Source organism: Carnobacterium inhibens subsp. inhibens DSM 13024, from assembly GCF_000746825.1.
GTDB lineage: Bacteria > Bacillota > Bacilli > Lactobacillales > Carnobacteriaceae > Carnobacterium_B > Carnobacterium_B inhibens.
On the sequence record NZ_JQIV01000006.1, the window covers coordinates 275,621 to 294,931 of the forward strand.

Genomic DNA, 19,311 nt, shown 5'->3' on the forward strand with positions numbered 1-19,311 from the left:
GAGTACCATCAAAATTTATTTAAAGGAGTTTTAACAGTGAAACAGATTACTATTGTAGAATCTAAAAATCATGTTGGAGAAGAAGTAGAAATTGGAGCTTGGGTAGCTAATAAACGCTCAAGCGGTAAAATTGCATTTTTACAATTACGTGATGGTTCTGGTTTTTTTCAAGGAATTGTTGTAAAGAGTGAAGTAGAAGAGGAAGTATTTCAATTAGCTAAATCATTGAATCAAGAAACCTCTATTCTTTTAACTGGAATTATCCAAGAAGACAGCCGTTCAAAATTCGGATATGAAATTGCGGTAAAATCTATTAAAATTATTGGTGAAAGCCATGATTACCCGATTACTCCAAAAGAGCACGGAACAGAATTTTTAATGGATCACCGTCATTTATGGTTGCGTTCATCTAAACAACATGCCATCATGCATGTGCGTAATGAAATTATTCGTGCAACTTACAATTTCTTCAATGAGGAAGGATTTATTAAGATTGATCCGCCTATTTTAACTGCTAATGCAGCAGAAGATTCAACTGAACTATTCCATACTGAATATTTTGATCAAGAAGCTTTCCTTTCACAAAGTGGTCAATTGTATATGGAAGCAGCAGCAATGGCTTTTGGAAAAGTCTTTTCGTTTGGACCAACTTTTAGAGCTGAAAAATCAAAAACACGTCGTCATTTAATTGAATTTTGGATGATTGAACCAGAAATGGCCTTCATGGACCATGAACAAAGTTTAGAAGTGCAAGAAAAATATGTTGCTTACATCGTTCAAAGTGTGTTAGATAACTGTGATGATGCATTAAGTGTATTAGAACGTGATAAAGAACTATTGAAAAAATATACTGAATTGCCTTATCCTAGAATTTCCTATGATGATGCCGTTAAATTATTAAACGAAAATGGGTTTGACGATATTACTTGGGGAGATGATTTTGGTTCTCCACATGAGACATTCATCGCAACTCAATACGACAGACCTGTCTTTATCTTAAATTACCCTAAAGCAATAAAAGCTTTTTATATGAAACCACATCCTGATCGTGATGATGTTGTATTATGTGCTGACTTGATTGCTCCGGAAGGTTATGGAGAAATTGTTGGAGGAAGCGAACGTGAGGTTGATTTTGATGCATTGACTCAACGTATCAAAGATTTTGGTCTTACTGAAGAGGATTATGCATGGTACTTGGATCTACGTAAATATGGTAGTGTTCCTCATTCAGGTTTTGGTTTAGGACTTGAACGTACTGTAACTTGGATTTGTGGAACGGAACATATTCGTGAATCCATTCCATTCCCTCGTTTGTTAAACCGTATTTATCCATAAGAAAAGCTTGTACAGCAACTTGAGTTCTCTTAAGTTGCTGTTTTTTTAATCGCATTTCATTAAGCGAATACGTATGATGGAACGGAGTAAGGAGGAAAGACGCTATGAATAATGAACTTTTACAAAAATGGCTGAAAGCAGGAGATACAACTGTATCGAATGTATTATTGGCTCATTACAATGAAGTAGGACTGAATACTGAACAGCTGGTTTTAGTGTTGCAATTAAAATCTTTTATTGATGCTGGAAATGATTTCCCAGACACAGAGATTATTTCAAAACGAATGCAGATCACTTCATCGGATGTCTTTAAGTTGATACATGAATTGATCAATAAAAAATTACTTGTGATAGAAACAGGAAAAAACCAAGATGGAAAAACACGAGATAGTTATCGGTTAGATTTGTTATGGAATAAATTAACCTTAGTTATTTCGCAACAAGAAAATCAACAAAGAGTCGAAAAACAACATTTATCTGAACAAGAATTATTTCAATTATTTGAAGCTGAGTTCGGTAGACCGTTATCACCGATCGAAATGCAAACGATCGGAATGTGGTTAGATGATGATCATTATGCAATTGAATTAATTGAATTAGCTTTAAGAGAAGCTGTTTTAAATCAAGTGTATAATTTGAAGTATGTTGATCGTATATTGTTAAATTGGGAAAGAAAAAATATTCGAACAAAAGATCAAGTTGAAAAAGAAGGCAATCGCCGTAGACAAAGTAGTTCGAAAGCACAAAGTGTTTCTTCTAAAGAACCTACTACAAAAGTACCCTTGCATAATTGGTTGAATAATAATGAGAATCCTTAACGGAGGAGGTCAGTCATGCTGTCGAAAAAACAAACCCTTCAAATAATTGAGGCAATGGGGAATTTATTTCCTTATGCAACTTGCGAATTGATTCATAAGAATGCTTTTGAATTATTAATTGCGGTTATGCTAAGTGCGCAAACGACAGATGTTTCTGTAAACAAAATCACACCGAGTCTTTTTGAAAAGTATCCTACACCAGAAGCATTTGTAGCTGCTCCTGTTGAAGATATTATGGAGCAATTAAAAACAATCGGTTTATACCGCAACAAAGCTAAATTTATTAAAGGGTGTTGTCAAATGCTCTTAAGTGAATTTGGTGGGCAAGTTCCTCGTAGTCGTAAGGAATTAGAATCTTTGCCAGGAGTTGGGAGAAAGACCGCAAATGTTGTATTGAGTGTAGCTTTTAATGAACCAGCTATTGCAGTTGACACCCACGTTGAGCGAGTGACAAAAAGATTGGGTATCTGTCCATCAAATGCAACTGTTCGTGAAGTAGAAGAGATTTTGATGAAACAATTACCTAAGGAAATATGGGGGATTGCCCATCATCGATTGATATTTTTTGGGCGGTATCAGTGTACTGCCAGAAATCATGATCATGATGTTTGCCTTCAATTATTGAAAGAAAACAGGCCTATAAAAGCAAAATAAACAATAAGCGACAGCGTATCGATACGCTGTCGCTTATTGTTTTTTTTAAGAGAAACGAATTATTTTATTGTTGTGGAACAGAACTAGAACTCTGTGACTCAGCAGAAGAAGAAGAACTGCTACTGCTACTTGAAGCAGAGCTGCTTGATGAGCTGCTGCTATCTGGTTGAGAACTTTCTTCTTGAGAACTGCTGCTAGAACTTTCACTGCTCGATGATGAACTTTCACTGCTTTCATCTTCAGATTCTTCTTCCTCAGGTTCTTCCTCATCTTTCTTAGGAGGAATGATCACGCTTATGGAAGCGGCTGGGCCCGATTTACCGTCTGCCTCAACAGCTAGAGTGATTGGGATTTCACCTTCAGAAGGACTTTGCATAACGTATGAAAGGTCCTTAGTAGAAAAGGATTCAGATCCTACAGTTAGAACATAAGAAACATCTTCTTGTGAATAAGCATTCCATTTAATGGATAGAGCATCTGTTTCTTCGTTATAAGTGGCTGATAACCCTTCAGGAGCTTTTAATTCTTCATCTTCTTCTTCGCTTTCTTCTGTTGCTACTGCAGTAGGCACAGTTCCTTTGACAAACAATTCAGTTACAATTTTGTCTGATGGTGTATTTGGACCTGCAAGTTTTGCTGGCATAGATCCTTTTTCAATTGCAACTTCAACAACAGAACTTGGTTTTTTCCAATCGCTTGATTCAACAGATTGAGAAACGTAAGACATTAACGCTTGATAGATTTCTTGAGGCAGCAAACGTTCGCTTCCTGCATTGTCAATTGAAGCAAAGTAGTCTTTTTTCCCAACCCAAACGGATAGAGCATAATTCGTTGTATAACCGGTATACCATTTGTCCGGCACACCGTTTTCTTGAATGTTGTGTTCGATTTTTTCTTTATCTGTATAGTTTGTCGTACCTGTTTTCCCAGCTTGCGGAATACCATTAAGACTAACACGAGCCGAATTAATAGAAGCGACATCTTTTAGCATATCTGTAACCATGTAAGCTGTGGATTCGTCCATAGCTTTAGTTGATTCAGGTTGAAGATCAATTTCTTCGCCATCTTCTAAAATAATTTTTGAAACTGTATAAGGTTCCGTATATGTTCCGCCATTTGCAAAGCTGGCATAAGCTGCAGATAAATCAACGGGAGTAATGTTCCCGTTAAAGCCATTGGATTCAACTAGTTCATCTGAGTTGCTATTCAAAGTAGAAGTATCAATTCCAATATTTGTTAAAAACTCTTCTACTTGGCTTTTAGGCACGTCTTCATAAATTTTAGTAGTAGGTACATTACGTGAATCAACTAAAGCTCTACGTAAACTAATTTGACCTTCATAATTTCCGTCGTAATTGTTAATAGGAGTTCCATCACTAAATGTGTAAGGCTCATCAATTACTTGTTCATAAGTTGAGTAATGTAGATATTGTATAGCTGGGCCGTATGCAGTTAACGGTTTGATATTTGATCCGACACTACGTTTCAATTCAGTAGCGTAATTTGTACCTAATTGTACTTCTTGATCACGTGCGCCGCCTAATGCCTTTAATTGTCCAGTGTTAACATCAACTAAAGAAATACCCGTTTGAATTTCTTCGTCTTCAAAAGTGACATATTCATCGGTATTCACAATATCATAGAGACGTTGTTGTGCGTCCATGTCTAAGTTAGTATGAATGGTTAATCCAGATGTATAAGGATCTAGATTCGTTTTTCTTTTAATTTCAGCAAGAACTTCTTTGACATAAGGATCAAAAACCATGTTGTTTGTTTGTTCTTCAGAGTGGTCTACTAAGCCTTGTGTAACATCAGCGGCTTTAGCTTCTTGTGCTTCAGCAGCTGTGATAGCTTCATTTTCAACCATCATATCTAAAACAAGGTTACGACGTTTTGTAGCGTCTTCTGGATTGGTAATTGGGTTAAAGGAATTTGGTGCTTGTGGCATTCCGGCAAGTAAAGCCGCTTCTGATAAAGTTAATTCAGCTAAAGGTTTACCAAAATAATAATCGCTGGCAGTTCCCATACCGTAAGTGTTATCCGACATATACACTTTATTGATATAGAAAGTTAAAATCTGTTCTTTAGAATAGTCTTGTTCTAATTGAATAGACAACCAAGCTTCTTGTGCTTTACGTTTTAAAGTTTGATCTTCAGATCCTGTAGAAAAAACAGAGAGTTTAACCAGTTGTTGAGTAATCGTGCTTCCACCCTCAGAAGCAAAACCATCTGTTACGTTGGCTACAACTGCTCCGGCAATCCGTATCGGATCGATTCCAACATGTTTATAAAAACGTTGGTCCTCAATAGCAATAATGGCATCTTTTAATACTTGAGGTATGTCATTTTCAGTAACAATCTCGCGATTTTCACCTCCAAGATTTAAGAATTCCTCTTCATTTGAATCTAATAGAGTTGAAGCGACTGTATCTGTTAGATCATTTTCCGTTAAGTCAGGAGCGGAAGAGACATAATAAGTAAATAAGCCGATACCGGCAATGATAACTAAAGCAGCAAAAATGAGAATTCCAACAACTATTTTTTTCAAAACGGAAGTAGAAGATTTCTTACTTTTTTTACCCTTCTGTGAATGTTTAGATTTTTTTGATTGTTTATTTGATACACGAGACATTTCTTTTTTTTCTGGCATAATTAAATCTACTCCTTAATTCTTTTATCTTAATGGATAAAAGGCATAAACTATTTATTATAGAATAAACGAGTTATTCTTAATGAACCAACCATTATTTTTGTAATTCAGCAATGAGATTATCGACTACTTTTAAATAGGGAATACGCGGCGAAAGTTCATAATACAGTTCATACCCTTTCTTTTCAAGCTCTTTAAGAGGAATTGACTTTCTTCCGTCATGTTCTTGGTTATTCCAATAAGTAATCAACTGTTCTGCTTCTAATAAAAAAAGACGTTCACTTGTTGTAAAACGCATGATTACAAAACAAATAGCTTGTTGTTGAATGCATTGTTTCATATGTGTAATTTGGTGTTCATGAAAATTTTTTAAGGGGAAAGAAAGTTTGTTTTTTGTTTCTTTAGCCTCAAAATCCAGATAATATCCACGGTAAACGCCGTTGTAGTCAGTAGTCGATGCGTGTCTAAAATAGGCTTCCTTGATAACTGCGGCACTTCTTTTAGGATAATCGACTTTAACGATCTGAATAGGGGTCGGCTTTTTATGAATAACCGCATTTCCTTTTGCTAAATAATATTGATTACTTGCATTCAAATCTTCTTCTAAAGACATACCTCTTTTACTAAATGAAGTCAACCGATTGTTTAGTTGCTTTTTTGGCAGAACTTTGTCACTATTAACATAGGTTTTACCATTAGGATATCGTATAGCCAATTGAAATCACACTCCTGATGTTTATTATATCAAAGAACGACCTTTAAAGAAAAGGGGAATCAAATGAGTTTATGAGAAACTTATATATTAGCGGATATCGATCTTTCGAACTTGGTATATTTAAAGATGATGACCCAAAGATTGCTGTCATAAAAAAATGTTTGAAACAAGAAATCAGTCAGTTTATTGAAGAAGGCATTGAATGGATTTTGACGAGTGCTCAGTTTGGTACAGAACAGTGGGCAGTAGAAGTTGTTGACGAACTGAAAAAAGATTATCCGATGATTAAAGTAGCGGTTATTTTACCATTTTTAGAATTTGGTTCAAATTGGAATGAAAAAAATCAGACGAAATTTTCAGCAATAAAAAAATTAGCAAATTATGTTGAATCAACTTCTCACAAACCGTATCAAGATCCCTCTCAATTAAGAAACCACCAAGAGTTCTTACTAGATCATTGTCAAGCAGCGCTTTTAGTGTACGATCCTGAATTTGAAGGAAAAACAAAATTTGTTTATCAAGCAATCAAAAAAAGACAAGAGACTTCAGAATTTGAATTGCGTTTGATTGATGTGGATCAATTGCAGAATAGCAGCGTTGAAGAAGAATATTATTAATATAATGGATAGAATTTTTCGGAAAGAAAAAATGCTTTTAAATCTTTTATAGGCGAAGTCGTAAGATTATACAGAAATAAGTTTTTTTTTCTCATTATCTTTGCTATAATAAGAATTATCAAAGAAACGAGAACAATGTTTTGTTAGAAGATGAAGCAAACAAAGAGGTGTAAACATGGCAAACAGATCATTAACAACAAAAGATATTCTTCAAAAAGAATTTAAAACAAGTATGCGCGGGTACAACCCAACTGAAGTAGATGAGTATTTAGACGAAGTGATTCGTGATTATGAATCATATAATAAAGAACTTACGCAATTAAAAGCTGAAAATGATCGTTTATTGAGTAAAATTGATGAATTGACTAAACAAGCTTCCATTGCTAAGCCTAGCCATTCTTCTCAACCTAATAATACCGTAACCAATTTTGACATTTTAAAACGTTTATCTAATTTAGAACGTCACGTCTTTGGTTCAAAATTAGACGAAGAAGATGAACTATAACCATCTTTTTAACGATAGAACGATTTGATAGTCGATGAATTAATGAATAACTATATTTGTAAATTTCGGGTAATTGCGGTCTAGCTAGACTAGACTGAGGAAAGTCCATGCTCGCACAAGCTGCGATGCTTGTAGTGTTCGTGCCTGGCGAAATCATAAGCCAGGGCCTTCATCTAGTATGAAGAGACGGCAGAAAAAAAAGCTAAGGTTTAGACTATGCTTGAGTATTCTTGAAAGTGCCACAGTGACGAAGCAATACGGGAAACGGTATTGGTGGAACGCGGTAAACCCCTCGAGCGAGCAACCCAAACTTTGGTAGGGGCACTTTTCCTAGGGAATTGAACCGATGGAAGAGGCAGTAATTGCAGACAGATAATTACCTCCGGATAGAACAGACCCTGACTTTCTATCTGAGACAGAACATGGCTTACAGAAATTTACAAATTCAGGTATAAAACCCTCCCTTTCGGAGGGTTTTATATTTATATAAGATTTTTTTAACTAAAGAAACTGAAGAGAATTGGAGAAAATAAAAATATGAAAACATTTCAACTTGTTGCAACGGCAGCCAGCGGAATCGAAGCATTGGTAGGAAAAGAAATCAAAGCTTTAGGGTATGAGTGTCAAGTAGAGAATGGTAAGGTCTTTTTTGAAGGAACAGAAAAAGACATTGCTAAAACGAATTTATGGTTAAGAACTGCAGACCGTGTCAAAATTATTGTTGGCGAATTTGATGCATATGAATTTGATGAACTATTTGAAAAAACAAAAGCATTGCCATGGGAAGATCTATTGCCTATGGATGCCAATTTTCCAGTAGCTGGTAAATCAATCAAATCAAAATTATATAGTGTATCCGATTGTCAAGCTATCGTAAAAAAAGCAATTGTTAATCGTTTAAGTGAAGTTTATCATCGTAATACGCGTTTGCCTGAAACAGGGGCTTTGTATCAACTGGAAGTGGCTTTACTAAAAGATAAAGTTACCATAACATTGGATACAACTGGACCAAGCTTGTTTAAAAGAGGGTATCGTTCAGCAAAAGGTGGCGCACCATTAAAAGAAAATATGGCTGCAGCTCTTGTAGAATTAACCAACTGGCGCAAAGACCGTCCGTTTTATGATCCAGTTTGCGGTTCGGGAACAATTGTGATTGAAGCGGCTTTAATTGGCCACAATATTGCTCCAGGATCTAATCGCTCATTTAGTTGCGAGGAATGGGAATGGTTTGATCAAAGTGTTTTTGAAGAAGTACGTGCAGAAGCAGACGCTGCAGTGGATCATGATATTGAACTAGACATTATGGGTTCTGATATTGATGGAACGATGATTGAGATTGCTAAAGCAAATGCGGATGAAGCAGGAGTAGGCAGCAGCATTACATTTAAACAAATGCAATTGGCTGACTTTACGACTGATAAAGAATATGGCGTTATTTTAGCTAATCCTCCTTATGGTGAACGATTAGGTGAAGAAAAAGAAGTTCATAAATTGTATAAGCAAATGGGTCAAGTATATCGTCCATTAAAAACGTGGAGTAAATACATTATTACAAGTGACTTAGCTTTTGAAACCTTTTATGGCGAAAAAGCGACTAAAAAACGCAAATTGTATAATGGCGCTTTAAGAACGGATTTATTCCAATTTTGGGGTGAACGTCCTCCTAGAGCACCGCGTAAGTAATGGCTAAAAAAATAACTAACAGGACAAAAAAACTTAGTTTTTTTAGACCTGTTAGTTATTTTTTAGTCTTTTTTGTAAAGCTTGTCTAGCTAAATTATCGGCTCCTTTATTTTGAGATTCTGGAATCCAATGAATGAAAAAAAGTGGGAAATGCTTGAGCTTTTGTTGGATTCGTGTCAGGTAGCCTCGGAAAATATCGTTTTTAACATAGTTTTTCTTAATAGCAGAGGCTAAAATTTTACTATCTGTATACATCATTAAAGTTTCATTAATTAATAAGTGTTCAATTAAAAAATCAAGCCCTTGAATCAAAGCCTCGAATTCAGCTTCATGATTGCTCATTTCTTTTTCAAGAGGGATAGACAACTGGTCATATCTATTCTCAGTAAGTATGACAATGCCAACTCCACTTAAGCCAGGATTATTTTTTGTAGAAGCATCTGTATATAATTTGATCATATTCCTTTCTTTCCTTTCTTTTAATGGGTTTTTAGTTTAGGGTATGTTAAAATAACAGTACTTTCGTATAAGGGGCGTAGCATATTGACTGAAAATCCTCGTTTCAAAATTTCACTTTCATTAGAACCAGCTTTTCAAATTATTTATTGGTCAATTTGCTGGTTAGTGTTTTTTACACTGCTTACTGTGGCAATAGAGACACAAACAATTTCTTTAACACTTATTATTTTGGCAATTATCTTGGGTTTACTTGTGTTTTTTGGGTTTGGTTCTACACTAAAAATAAAAAATACTAACTTGAAAATAAGTTATTTTAGAGGGATTAAAACGTCCTATATCTCTATAGACGAAATTGAGAAAATAACCATTTCTCCTAACAGAGAAGTAAGTTTAGTTTTTAAACAAAATCAAAAAACTTTACGAATTTTTCTAAATGCTAGGAATAAAAAGAAATTTTGTGCGTATATAGAACGTTATGCATCAAACATTGTTTTTGAAAAGCAAAAAGCATGGAGTGAAATGCCTAAACTAAAATAACGAAAAAACGATACTCTAGAGTGTATCGTTTTTTTTACTTTTACTCTAATTATGAAAATCAACATCATCCTGAACCATAACTTTTGTTGCTTGAGGGCCGTGATTGCCTTCCACAATTTCAAATGAAACACGTTGGCCTTCGGTTAGAGATTTAAACCCTTCATCGCTGTCAATGCCCGTAAAGTGAATAAAAACATCTTCGGTTTCGTTGTACTCAATAAATCCGTATCCTTTTGCATTGCTAAACCATTTGACTGTTCCATATTCCATTTACGAAACCCTCCTTTAAAAGATTATTCAATTGGTATGATCCGATTTCAAAAAATAAAACGAATAACCTACAGCTATTATAGAAATAATCTTATCATTCGTCAATTTTATGTCATGAAAAGTCCTATGCAAATGATTCGCTCGTTTAAAGCTGACTACGGTAAACTAATAGTATACGTTTAGGAGGTAGATTCAAGTGAAGACAGTTTTAACAACTGATATGGTTACTTTAGCTAAAAAACGGTCTCAACATTTTCCAGTTGAAGGATTCGTTTATGGACAAGGTCCTGTTCACCCTAAGTTTTTATTGATCGGAGAAGCACCTGGAGAAACAGAAGCAGTAAATGGTGTCCCATTTTCAGGTAGGGCGGGAAAAGAATTGATGCGTTTTTTTGATTTGTTAGAAGTTGATCGAAGTGAAGTATATATTACTAGTGCTTTTAGGAGCCGACCTTATCGCTATAAAGAAAAATTAGATCGCAAAACCAACCAAATAGTACAGCGGAAATACAATCGGGCGCCAACTAGACAAGAAATGATTGCTCATGCAGAGTTGTTAGATCACGAAGTAAAAACTGTTCAAGCTCCCTATATATTAACTATGGGAAATATCGGTCTAAAAAGACTTCTTGGTCCACAAGCAAAAGTTTCTACACATCATGGACAATTGTATAATGGACCCGTGCTTCGACTTGCTTCAATAGAAGATAATACGTATGCATGGACTGAAAAAAATTATGCTGTTTTTTCGACTTACCATCCAGCAGCAATATTTTACAATCGCCAGTTATTAGAATCGATCCATGAAGATCTTGCTCAATTTAAAAAGTTGATTCATAAAACTTAATTGGGTCAGCCTAAAGATATTATGAGTAAAAGATGGTAGAATGTTAAAGATAAGTAAATATGTAGGATAAAGGAAAGTGGAGATAAACGATGAAAGAACTTAAAGTACAGAATTTAACAAAAACCTATGGAGAAAAAGTATTATTTGATGATATTAGTTTTTCAATCATGGAAGGCGAAAGAATCGGTTTAATTGGAGTGAATGGTTCTGGGAAAACGAACTTGCTGAATGTGATCACAGGAAATGATAGTGCTGAAAAAGGCAGTATCCAAAAACCGAAAGACTATACAATTAGTTATTTGATGCAAGAACCAGATTTGAACCCTGATAAATCTGTTTTCGATGCTGTTTTTGAGGGAGATACACCCATCTTAGTGGCTGTTAGAAATTATGAAAGAGCCTTAGAATTATTAACGGCAGATCCAATGGATGAAAAATGCCAAAATAGATATTCAAGAGCTGAACAAGCTATGAATGATGAAAATGCTTGGATAGCTGATACAAATGCAACGACGATTTTGACTAAATTAGGCATCAGTGATTTAGAACAATTGGTAGGAACGTTATCCGGTGGACAGAGAAAACGAGTGGGTTTAGCACAAGTCTTGATTCAAGAACCTGATTTGCTAGTTTTAGATGAACCAACAAACCATTTAGACTTTGAGACAATAACGTGGTTAGAAAGCTATTTAAGTGCGTATAAAGGAGCCCTATTGCTTGTAACACATGACCGTTATTTCTTAGACCGAATTGTTAATCGAATGGTTGAATTATTCCATGGAAATGCGACATTCTATACAGGTAACTATGAGCAATACGTGATTAATAGAGCTCAAAGACAAGAAGCAGCCGTAGTGGCAGATCATAAAAGGAAACAGATGTATACGAAAGAATTAGCTTGGATGCGCACTGGAGCAAAGGCACGTTCAACGAAACAACAAGCTAGGATCGGTCGTTTTAAAGACTTAGAAGACAATTTAAAACAATCTAACGTAGACGAATCAGTTGAAATGAACTTAGAAGGATCTCGCTTAGGAAAACGAGTCTTCGAATTGAAAGATGCGTCGCTGAATCTAGGTGGAAAAGTAATATTAGATCACTTCAATATGTTGATTCAAACGAAAGATCGGATTGGAATCAGCGGAGAAAATGGGGCGGGTAAATCAACTTTCTTAAATACGCTAGCTGGAAGATTTCCATTAGATTCAGGAGAATTAGTTGTCGGTGAAACTGTAAAGGTTGCTTATTTTACGCAAGTAATTGAAGAAATGAACCCCAACAAACGTGTCATCTCTTATTTACAAGAAGTTGGAGAAGAAGTGGAAACTACTAATGGTGAACGAATTAGTGTAACAAATCTATTAGAACAGTTTTTATTCGAACGCCATACACACGGTACACTAATTGGTAAATTGTCCGGTGGAGAGAAAAGACGTTTGTATCTGTTGAAGTTATTGATGCAACAACCAAATGTATTGTTGCTTGATGAACCGACAAATGATTTAGATATCGCAACTTTAACGGTCTTAGAAGATTATATTGAAACATTCCCAGGAGCGGTTATTTCAGTTTCCCATGACCGTTACTTCTTAGATAAGACAGTAGAGAAATTATTGATATTTGATGGACATGGAAAAATCAGACCCTTTTATGGCAGTATTACAGATTATATAGAAGAAGAAAAAGAGAAAAAACAAGGCCGCTCGGTTCAAAGTAGCGATTCAGTTACAAAAGTTGCTTCACAACCGGAACCAATTGATGTAGATAAAAAAGTAAAATTAACCTTTACAGAACAAAAAGAATGGATCACGATTGAAGAAGAAATGTTTAACCTTGAAAATAAAATAGAAATGCTTAAACAAGAGATGTTAAAATCGGGGAGTAATTTTAGTTTATTGCAAGAACAGCAAGAACAAGTAACAGCTTTAGAAAAAGAACTAGAAGAAAAAATGAACCGTTGGGAATATTTAAGTCAATATGCAAATGATTAATGTATAGGAGGTAAGGTTGTGGAGTCAGAATATCTAAACCTAGCAAAAAAAGTTTTGGAAGAAGGTAATGAAAAAACCGATCGAACGGGAACGGGAACTAAAAGTTTATTTGGATACCAAATGCGTTTTGATCTACAAAATGGTTTTCCGCTGTTAACAACTAAAAGAGTACCCTTCAGCTTGATTAAGAGCGAATTATTGTGGTTTATTAAAGGCAATACAAATATTCGCTATTTGTTGCAACATAATAATCATATATGGGACGAATGGGCTTTTGAACGTTTTGTAAAAAGTGAAGATTATACAGGACCTGATATGACTGATTTTGGTAGAAGATCTTTGATAGATTCAGAATTCAATACTCTTTACCTAAAAGAAAAAGAGGTATTCTGTACACGTATTTTAGAAGATGAGACCTTTGCGCTTAAATATGGCGAATTAGGGAATGTTTATGGTGCACAATGGCGAAAATGGCAAACGACTCAAGGAGAAACGATCGATCAGCTAAAAGATGTTATTGAATTGATCAAAACGTCTCCGGACTCAAGACGTATGCTTGTTTCGGCATGGAATCCTGAAGATGTACCAAATATGGCATTGCCTCCTTGTCATACACTATTTCAATTTTATGTTGCAGATGGGAAATTAAGCTGTCAATTGTACCAACGAAGTGCAGATATCTTTTTAGGTGTTCCGTTCAATATTGCAAGCTATGCGTTGTTGACTCATCTTATAGCTCATGAAACTGGTCTTGAAGTAGGAGAATTCGTTCATACATTGGGAGATGCACATCTGTATTCAAACCATATTGAACAAATAAACAAACAACTAACTAGAGAACCTAAAAAGTTGCCTACTTTAACGTTGAATCCATCAAAGACAAGTATGTTTGATTTTGAAATGGAAGATATTCAAATTGAAGGATATGACCCTCATCCTGGTATAAAAGCTCCAATAGCTGTTTAATAAAAAAGAGAGTGGGGAAACGTGATGATTGCATTTTTGTGGGCTCAAGATAAAAATGGGGCAATAGGGTATCAAGGTACGTTGCCTTGGTATTTGCCTAATGATTTAAAATTTTTTAAACAAATGACGATAAACAATGCTGTTGTAATGGGCAGAAAAACCTTTGAAGGAATGAATAAACGCCCTTTACCAGATCGTATTAATATTATTTTAACTACAGACAAAAATTATGAAGCTGAAGGGGTCAAAGTCATGCACAGCAGAGAAGAAGTTTTAAAATTTGCTGCAGAGTATGAAGGTGACACTCTTATTACCGGTGGAGCAAATGTCTTTACTTTTTTCATGGATGATGTGGATGTACTGCACCGTACTATGATTGAAGGCGAATTTAAAGGAGATACATTTATTCCTGAAATAGACTGGACAAAATGGAAACTAGATAAATCAGAAGCGGGAATTCTTGATGACCGCAATAAATATCCTCACGTTTTTGAAACATATGTTAGAAAAGAAAAGTAACGAAAACTGCAAGTACTCTTTATCGGAATATATATAAAAACGAGCGAATCTGTTATACTGTTTTCAGATATTGAGTCATAAAGGAGCTTTCACATGAAAAAAGGACAGTCTATTATCGGTGTCTTCCTTTTTTTGATTATAGGTATTATTCTCGTTGTTGGACTTTTAACGGTTTTATTTCAAACCAATTCATCGAATGACAAGGAAAAAACTGAAATGAAAAAAGAATCTATTCATATCGTTGCAATAGGAGATTCTTTAACAGAAGGTGTTGGAGATACAACCAATAGTGGAGGGTATGTTCCATTAGTAGCGAATTTATTAGAAGAAACCGATAACTATAAAAAGATAACAACAAGCAATTATGGAAAAAGCGGTGATCGCAGCGATCAAATTTTAGCGAGGTTTAATGAAAATAAAGCCATGCAAGAAGATGTTGAAGGCGCGGATATCGTTGTTTTAACAGTTGGTGGCAATGATATCATTCAAACCTTTAAACAAAATTTTTTAACAATCACGGAAGATAGCTTTATTGCACCTAGAGAAACTTATGAAGAAAATTTAAGAATGTTATTTACTGCTATTAAGGAAGTAAATCCAGAATCAGAATTATATATTTTTGGTATTTATAATCCTTATTCTGCATACTTTCCTGAAATAACTGAAATGCAAACAATCTTAAAAGAATGGAATAATCAGACTCAAGAAGTAGTAAACGAAACCGAAAATGCTACTTTTGTTTCGATAGCTGATTTGTTTGATCAAACTTTGATACAAGAGGAAAAAGAAGAACCTTTAATAGACGGAATAGATCAAAAGAGGTCTGAGGTTAAAAATCCTTATTTGTATGAAGAAGATTTATTTCATCCTAATGAAGCTGGTTATGAATTAATGGCAGAAACCTTGTTTCAAGCTATTATAAAATAAAAAGTTTTAGTTTAAGAAAAGGGAGCTTTTATGGAAACAAAAAGAAAACAGCAAAAAAATAAAATAAAATTAAATGGTTGGAAATGGGCATTTCTTACATTACTAGCGATAATAATTGGAACAATTATTTGGTTTTTTACTCAATTGTCTCCGGTTATTATTGGAGAACCGGATCTGAGGGTAACGGATACTAAAGACGAGGTTATGTTTCAAGTATCAACAAAAAAAGATGATGTAAATAAATTAGTAGCTTCATACCTTGAAACTGAAAAGGTAGTAACTGGACCTGTTAATTATCAGTTTAGGCTAGAAGATGAGGCTCAATTAATTGGAACGTTTCAGTTGTTTGATCACGATGTTCAGTTTCAATTGTTTTTAGAGCCATTTGTCATGGAAAATGGCAATTTACAATTTAAAGCAACAGGACTTTCAATCGGAAAATTAAATTTACCTATTTCATTTGCGTTAAACCAAGTCGAAAGTCAATTGAATATTCCAGAATGGGTTGCGATTGATAGTGAACAAGAAACGGTTGTGTTTAATTTAAATCAGTTTACTTTAGAAAGTGGTATGCATTTTTCAGTAGATAAGATAGATTTAGATGAAAATGATATTCGAGTAAACGTTTATATGCCAACAAATTAAAGTTAAGATGGATAGGAAAGGATAGTGTGTATGAAAGATACTGCAATTTTTGCGGGAGGATGTTTTTGGTGTATGGTTTCTCCCTTTGATGAACAACCCGGAATCGACAAAGTAGTTTCAGGTTACACAGGAGGTCATACGGCCAATCCTACTTATGAAGAAGTGTTGACTGAAACAACCGGACATACTGAAGCTGTTGAGATTACATTCGATCCTAACCTTATCTCATATGAAGAATTAGTCGAAATTTATTGGAACCAAACAGATCCAACTGATGCAATGGGTCAATTCCAAGATAGAGGAGATAATTATCGTCCGGTTATTTTTGTTAAAGACGAACTTCAAAGAGCAGTAGCTGAAAAGTCTAAACAGCGCTTAAATGACAGTGGGAAATACAAAAAACCTGTTGTAACAAAGATTGAAGATGCCAAGCCTTTTTATTTAGCTGAAGAACATCATCAAGAATTTTATCAAAAGAATCCAGAAAAATACGCACAAGAAAAAAATGAGCGTATGGTTTATCAGCAAAATAAAGAAGGGAATTAAAGCCATGCAACGTCCATTTTATCATTATTTAATGACTGAAAGAGATCCACATAAGGCAGATGATATTACCTTATTTGCAAATGCAGTTTATTTAGATGACAGCTTTCCAAAACAATCAGAAGATTACCATGAGATCAGTCATTATTTAGAATTGAATGGGTCATATTTAGAAGAAATGACAACGTTTGATAAAGCTTGGGAAATTTATTTAGATAAAGATAGATAAAAAACACTATACCTAGGGGGAAAATAAAAATGAGCGTACACATCGAAGCTAAAGAAGGACAAATTGCAGAAACGGTATTACTACCAGGAGATCCATTAAGAGCAAAATATATTGCAGATACATTTTTAACGGATGTAGAACAATACAACCGTGTAAGAAATATGTTTGGCTACACGGGAACTTACAAAGGGCAACGTGTTTCAGTCCAAGGAACCGGTATGGGAATTCCTTCAATGATGATTTATGCCGAAGAGTTGATCACAGGTTACAATGTAAAAAACTTGATTCGTGTTGGAACAGCCGGTGGGATGCAAAAAGATGTTAAAGTACGAGATGTTATTTTAGCTCAAGGTGCTACAACAGATTCTGCTGTAGTAATGAATACATTCAATGGACAAGTGCAATTTGCTCCAATAGCTGACTTTGAATTATTAAAAACAGCTTATGATAGTGCACTTGAACAAGGGATGAAAGTAAAAGTGGGAAACATTCTGTCTGCTGATCGTTTTTATAATGAAGAATTGGACAAAAAGAAGTTAGCCGATTATGGAGTATTAGCTACCGAAATGGAAGCAGCTGGTTTATATACTTTAGCTGCTAAATACAACCGTAGAGCTTTAGCAATCTTAACGATAAGTGACCATTTGATCACAGGTGAAGAAACAACGTCAGACGAGCGAGAAACAACGTTTAATGATATGATGATTGTAGCTTTAGAAACTGCTTTAAAAATGAACTAACCAGTCAAGAAAACCAAACGCATCTTTTAAAATACAGTTATAGCAGTAAATTTAAAAGATACAACCCTAGATATTAATTGAAGCAGAGAGGATCCTTACAAATGGAGAATGAATCCAATAACGAAAAAAGAAAAAAAGGCATTAAGCCTTGGATATATGGCACTTCTCTACTAGTAGTTGCTGCACTTTCAATTGGTGGAACCGTCGCTGTTACGAATGCTGATGAAAATACAAATGAGGAACAAGCTCAAAATCAAGTAAATTCGTCAGAAGCTAGTGTAGCCGTAGATTCCGAAGATTTTGAAAAAATTCAAACAGTCTACGATACTTTAATGTCAGACTACTATCAAGGTGTAGAAAGTGAAACCTTAATTGAAGGAGCCATTACTGGTATGACTGAATCTGTTGGAGATCCATATACACAGTATCTTAATGTAGAGGAATCTTCTTCATTAAATGAAAGCATCTCTGCTTCTTTTGAAGGAATTGGTGCAGAAGTAATGAAACAAGGGGATAATGTGATGATTGTTTCTCCTATTGCTGGATCGCCAGCTGAAAAAGCAGGGCTTCAACCAAATGATATTATTGTAAAAGTAGATGAACAAGAATTATCTGGGATGAGTTTAAACGAAGCGGTGTCTTATATTCGCGGCGAAAAGGGTTCAGAAGTCGTTTTAACGATTAAAAGAGGAGAGACTACTTTCGAAGTGACTCTTGTGCGGGATACGATACCTGTTGAAACCGTTCTTTATCAATTAGATAAAGAAAATCCAACTATTGGATCAATTACTATTACTAGTTTTTCTTCACCTACGTACGAAGATTTGGTTATGGCAATTGAAGATTTAAGAGAACAAGGTGCAACATCTTTTGTATTTGATGTTCGACAAAATCCAGGTGGTCTATTAAATGCCGGTTTAAGTATTTCTAATTTGTTTTTAGAAAATGGCGACATTATTTTGCAAACGCAAGAAAAAGATCAAGAACCGGTTTCAATTGTTGCAGATGACAAAACAATGGGCAGTTTCAAAGTAACTGAACCTTCAGTTCTTTTAGTGGATGAAGGAAGTGCTAGTGCGTCTGAGATTTTAGCAGGTGCAGTAAGTGAATCTGGTAATGTCAAATTGATCGGGACGAAAACTTTTGGAAAAGGCACAGTTCAAAATGTAGCTACGTTTGATGATAGTAGTGAATTAAAACTAACCATTGCTAAATGGTTGACGCCAAGTGGCGAATGGATCCACGAAAAAGGAATTACTCCTGATATAGAAGTTTCTTTACCTGAGTATGCTAATTTATTGTTGATCGATAGTTCAAAAACATATCAATTAGGTGATGTATCAGCAGAGGTTGAAAACTTAGAAAAAGTATTAGATGCTTTAGGTTACTCTGTTGAAGATACAGATGGCTACTTTGACGAATCTACTCAAGAAGCGGTCAAAGAATTTCAAACAGACACTAAATTAACGGTGGATGGTAAAGTGACTGGAGAAACCTCTACTCAACTAGTTGAATCATTAAGAAAATTGATTGATGAAAATGATACTCAATACGAAGCAGCAATCAAAGAACTACAATCATCTAAGTCGAACGATTAAACAAACTAATGATTGTGAATTAAATGATTATACACTTATTGGAGAAGAGAGATAGGAAGTTGC

General features: G+C 34.9%; 21 protein-coding genes and 1 other RNA gene. 18 read left to right on the top strand and 4 right to left on the bottom strand.

The features are described 5' to 3' along the window. Positions 1–36: 36 nt before the first annotated feature. The 3 genes from asnS (at position 37) to nth (ending at position 2,807) form a co-directional block, all read left to right on the top strand. Positions 37–1,335 (top strand): asparagine--tRNA ligase, encoded by a 1,299-nt coding sequence (gene asnS / locus BR65_RS02500; RefSeq protein WP_034536551.1) that lies wholly within the window; start codon positions 37–39, stop codon positions 1,333–1,335. 104 nt (positions 1,336–1,439) lie between these two features. Further along, positions 1,440–2,153, top strand: a complete 714-nt coding sequence (locus BR65_RS02505) for a DnaD domain-containing protein (RefSeq protein WP_023177748.1) — start codon at positions 1,440–1,442, stop codon at positions 2,151–2,153. Between the two features lie 15 nt (positions 2,154–2,168). After that, positions 2,169–2,807: an endonuclease III gene (gene nth, locus BR65_RS02510; RefSeq protein WP_023177750.1), complete on the top strand. Its 639-nt coding sequence runs from the start codon at positions 2,169–2,171 to the stop codon at positions 2,805–2,807. 64 nt (positions 2,808–2,871) lie between these two features. Here the strand turns inward: nth and BR65_RS02515 are convergent, their stop codons facing one another. After that, positions 2,872–5,457 carry a PBP1A family penicillin-binding protein gene (locus BR65_RS02515; RefSeq protein ID WP_034536553.1) on the bottom strand — a complete coding sequence of 862 codons (2,586 nt, stop codon included), beginning with the start codon at positions 5,455–5,457 and terminating at the stop codon, positions 2,872–2,874. A gap of 94 nt (positions 5,458–5,551) precedes the next feature. Beyond that, entirely contained in the window at positions 5,552–6,172 is a 621-nt protein-coding gene (gene recU, locus BR65_RS02520) for a Holliday junction resolvase RecU (protein ID WP_023177752.1), read from the bottom strand. A 71-nt stretch (positions 6,173–6,243) separates the two neighbouring features. On the opposite strand from recU, the gene BR65_RS02525 reads away from it, so the two are divergent. The 4 genes from BR65_RS02525 to BR65_RS02535 all read left to right on the top strand — a co-directional run bounded on the left by BR65_RS02525 (position 6,244) and on the right by BR65_RS02535 (position 8,977). After that, positions 6,244–6,789, top strand: a complete 546-nt coding sequence (locus BR65_RS02525) for an SLOG family protein (RefSeq protein WP_023177754.1) — start codon at positions 6,244–6,246, stop codon at positions 6,787–6,789. A gap of 175 nt (positions 6,790–6,964) precedes the next feature. Then, entirely contained in the window at positions 6,965–7,294 is a 330-nt protein-coding gene (gpsB, locus tag BR65_RS02530; RefSeq protein WP_023177756.1) for a cell division regulator GpsB, read from the top strand. A 61-nt stretch (positions 7,295–7,355) separates the two neighbouring features. Then, an RNA gene (gene rnpB / locus BR65_RS13590) (RNase P RNA component class B) lies at positions 7,356–7,729 on the top strand. A 102-nt stretch (positions 7,730–7,831) separates the two neighbouring features. Further along, positions 7,832–8,977, top strand: a complete 1,146-nt coding sequence (locus tag BR65_RS02535; protein ID WP_023177757.1) for a THUMP domain-containing class I SAM-dependent RNA methyltransferase — start codon at positions 7,832–7,834, stop codon at positions 8,975–8,977. 51 nt (positions 8,978–9,028) lie between these two features. On the opposite strand, the gene BR65_RS02540 is transcribed toward BR65_RS02535, so the two are convergent. Beyond that, on the bottom strand, positions 9,029–9,436 hold the full coding sequence (locus BR65_RS02540; protein ID WP_023177759.1) for a ribonuclease HI family protein: 408 nt from the start codon (positions 9,434–9,436) through the stop codon (positions 9,029–9,031). 84 nt (positions 9,437–9,520) lie between these two features. On the opposite strand from BR65_RS02540, the gene BR65_RS02545 reads away from it, so the two are divergent. Next, entirely contained in the window at positions 9,521–9,973 is a 453-nt protein-coding gene (locus BR65_RS02545; protein WP_023177761.1) for an EbsA family protein, read from the top strand. Between the two features lie 45 nt (positions 9,974–10,018). On the opposite strand, the gene BR65_RS02550 is transcribed toward BR65_RS02545, so the two are convergent. Then, a complete protein-coding gene (locus BR65_RS02550; RefSeq protein WP_023177763.1) occupies positions 10,019–10,243 on the bottom strand; it encodes a cold-shock protein in 225 nt (74 codons plus the stop codon). 220 nt (positions 10,244–10,463) lie between these two features. On the opposite strand from BR65_RS02550, the gene BR65_RS02555 reads away from it, so the two are divergent. From BR65_RS02555 to BR65_RS02600, 10 genes are all read left to right on the top strand, one after another. Beyond that, the gene (locus BR65_RS02555; RefSeq protein WP_034538582.1) at positions 10,464–11,090 is read left to right on the top strand and encodes a uracil-DNA glycosylase; all 627 of its coding nucleotides are present in this window, start codon (positions 10,464–10,466) and stop codon (positions 11,088–11,090) included. Positions 11,091–11,179: 89 nt separating this feature from the next. Beyond that, positions 11,180–13,081, top strand: coding sequence for an ABC-F family ATP-binding cassette domain-containing protein (locus tag BR65_RS02560; RefSeq protein ID WP_034536554.1), 1,902 nt, complete (start codon positions 11,180–11,182; stop codon positions 13,079–13,081). 18 nt (positions 13,082–13,099) lie between these two features. Beyond that, positions 13,100–14,047, top strand: coding sequence for a thymidylate synthase (locus BR65_RS02565; protein ID WP_023177768.1), 948 nt, complete (start codon positions 13,100–13,102; stop codon positions 14,045–14,047). A gap of 24 nt (positions 14,048–14,071) precedes the next feature. Further along, positions 14,072–14,566 (top strand): dihydrofolate reductase, encoded by a 495-nt coding sequence (locus BR65_RS02570; protein WP_034536555.1) that lies wholly within the window; start codon positions 14,072–14,074, stop codon positions 14,564–14,566. A 93-nt stretch (positions 14,567–14,659) separates the two neighbouring features. Next, positions 14,660–15,493 carry an SGNH/GDSL hydrolase family protein gene (locus BR65_RS02575; protein ID WP_034536557.1) on the top strand — a complete coding sequence of 278 codons (834 nt, stop codon included), beginning with the start codon at positions 14,660–14,662 and terminating at the stop codon, positions 15,491–15,493. A gap of 30 nt (positions 15,494–15,523) precedes the next feature. Further along, a complete protein-coding gene (locus BR65_RS02580; protein ID WP_023177771.1) occupies positions 15,524–16,138 on the top strand; it encodes a YpmS family protein in 615 nt (204 codons plus the stop codon). Positions 16,139–16,168: 30 nt separating this feature from the next. Beyond that, positions 16,169–16,684, top strand: coding sequence for a peptide-methionine (S)-S-oxide reductase MsrA (gene msrA, locus BR65_RS02585; protein ID WP_081701908.1), 516 nt, complete (start codon positions 16,169–16,171; stop codon positions 16,682–16,684). Between the two features lie 4 nt (positions 16,685–16,688). After that, positions 16,689–16,910 (top strand): YozE family protein, encoded by a 222-nt coding sequence (locus BR65_RS02590; RefSeq protein ID WP_023177773.1) that lies wholly within the window; start codon positions 16,689–16,691, stop codon positions 16,908–16,910. Between the two features lie 29 nt (positions 16,911–16,939). After that, positions 16,940–17,650: a purine-nucleoside phosphorylase gene (gene deoD / locus BR65_RS02595; protein WP_023177774.1), complete on the top strand. Its 711-nt coding sequence runs from the start codon at positions 16,940–16,942 to the stop codon at positions 17,648–17,650. A gap of 101 nt (positions 17,651–17,751) precedes the next feature. After that, the gene (locus BR65_RS02600) at positions 17,752–19,248 is read left to right on the top strand and encodes a S41 family peptidase (protein ID WP_034536558.1); all 1,497 of its coding nucleotides are present in this window, start codon (positions 17,752–17,754) and stop codon (positions 19,246–19,248) included. Positions 19,249–19,311: the final 63 nt, after the last annotated feature.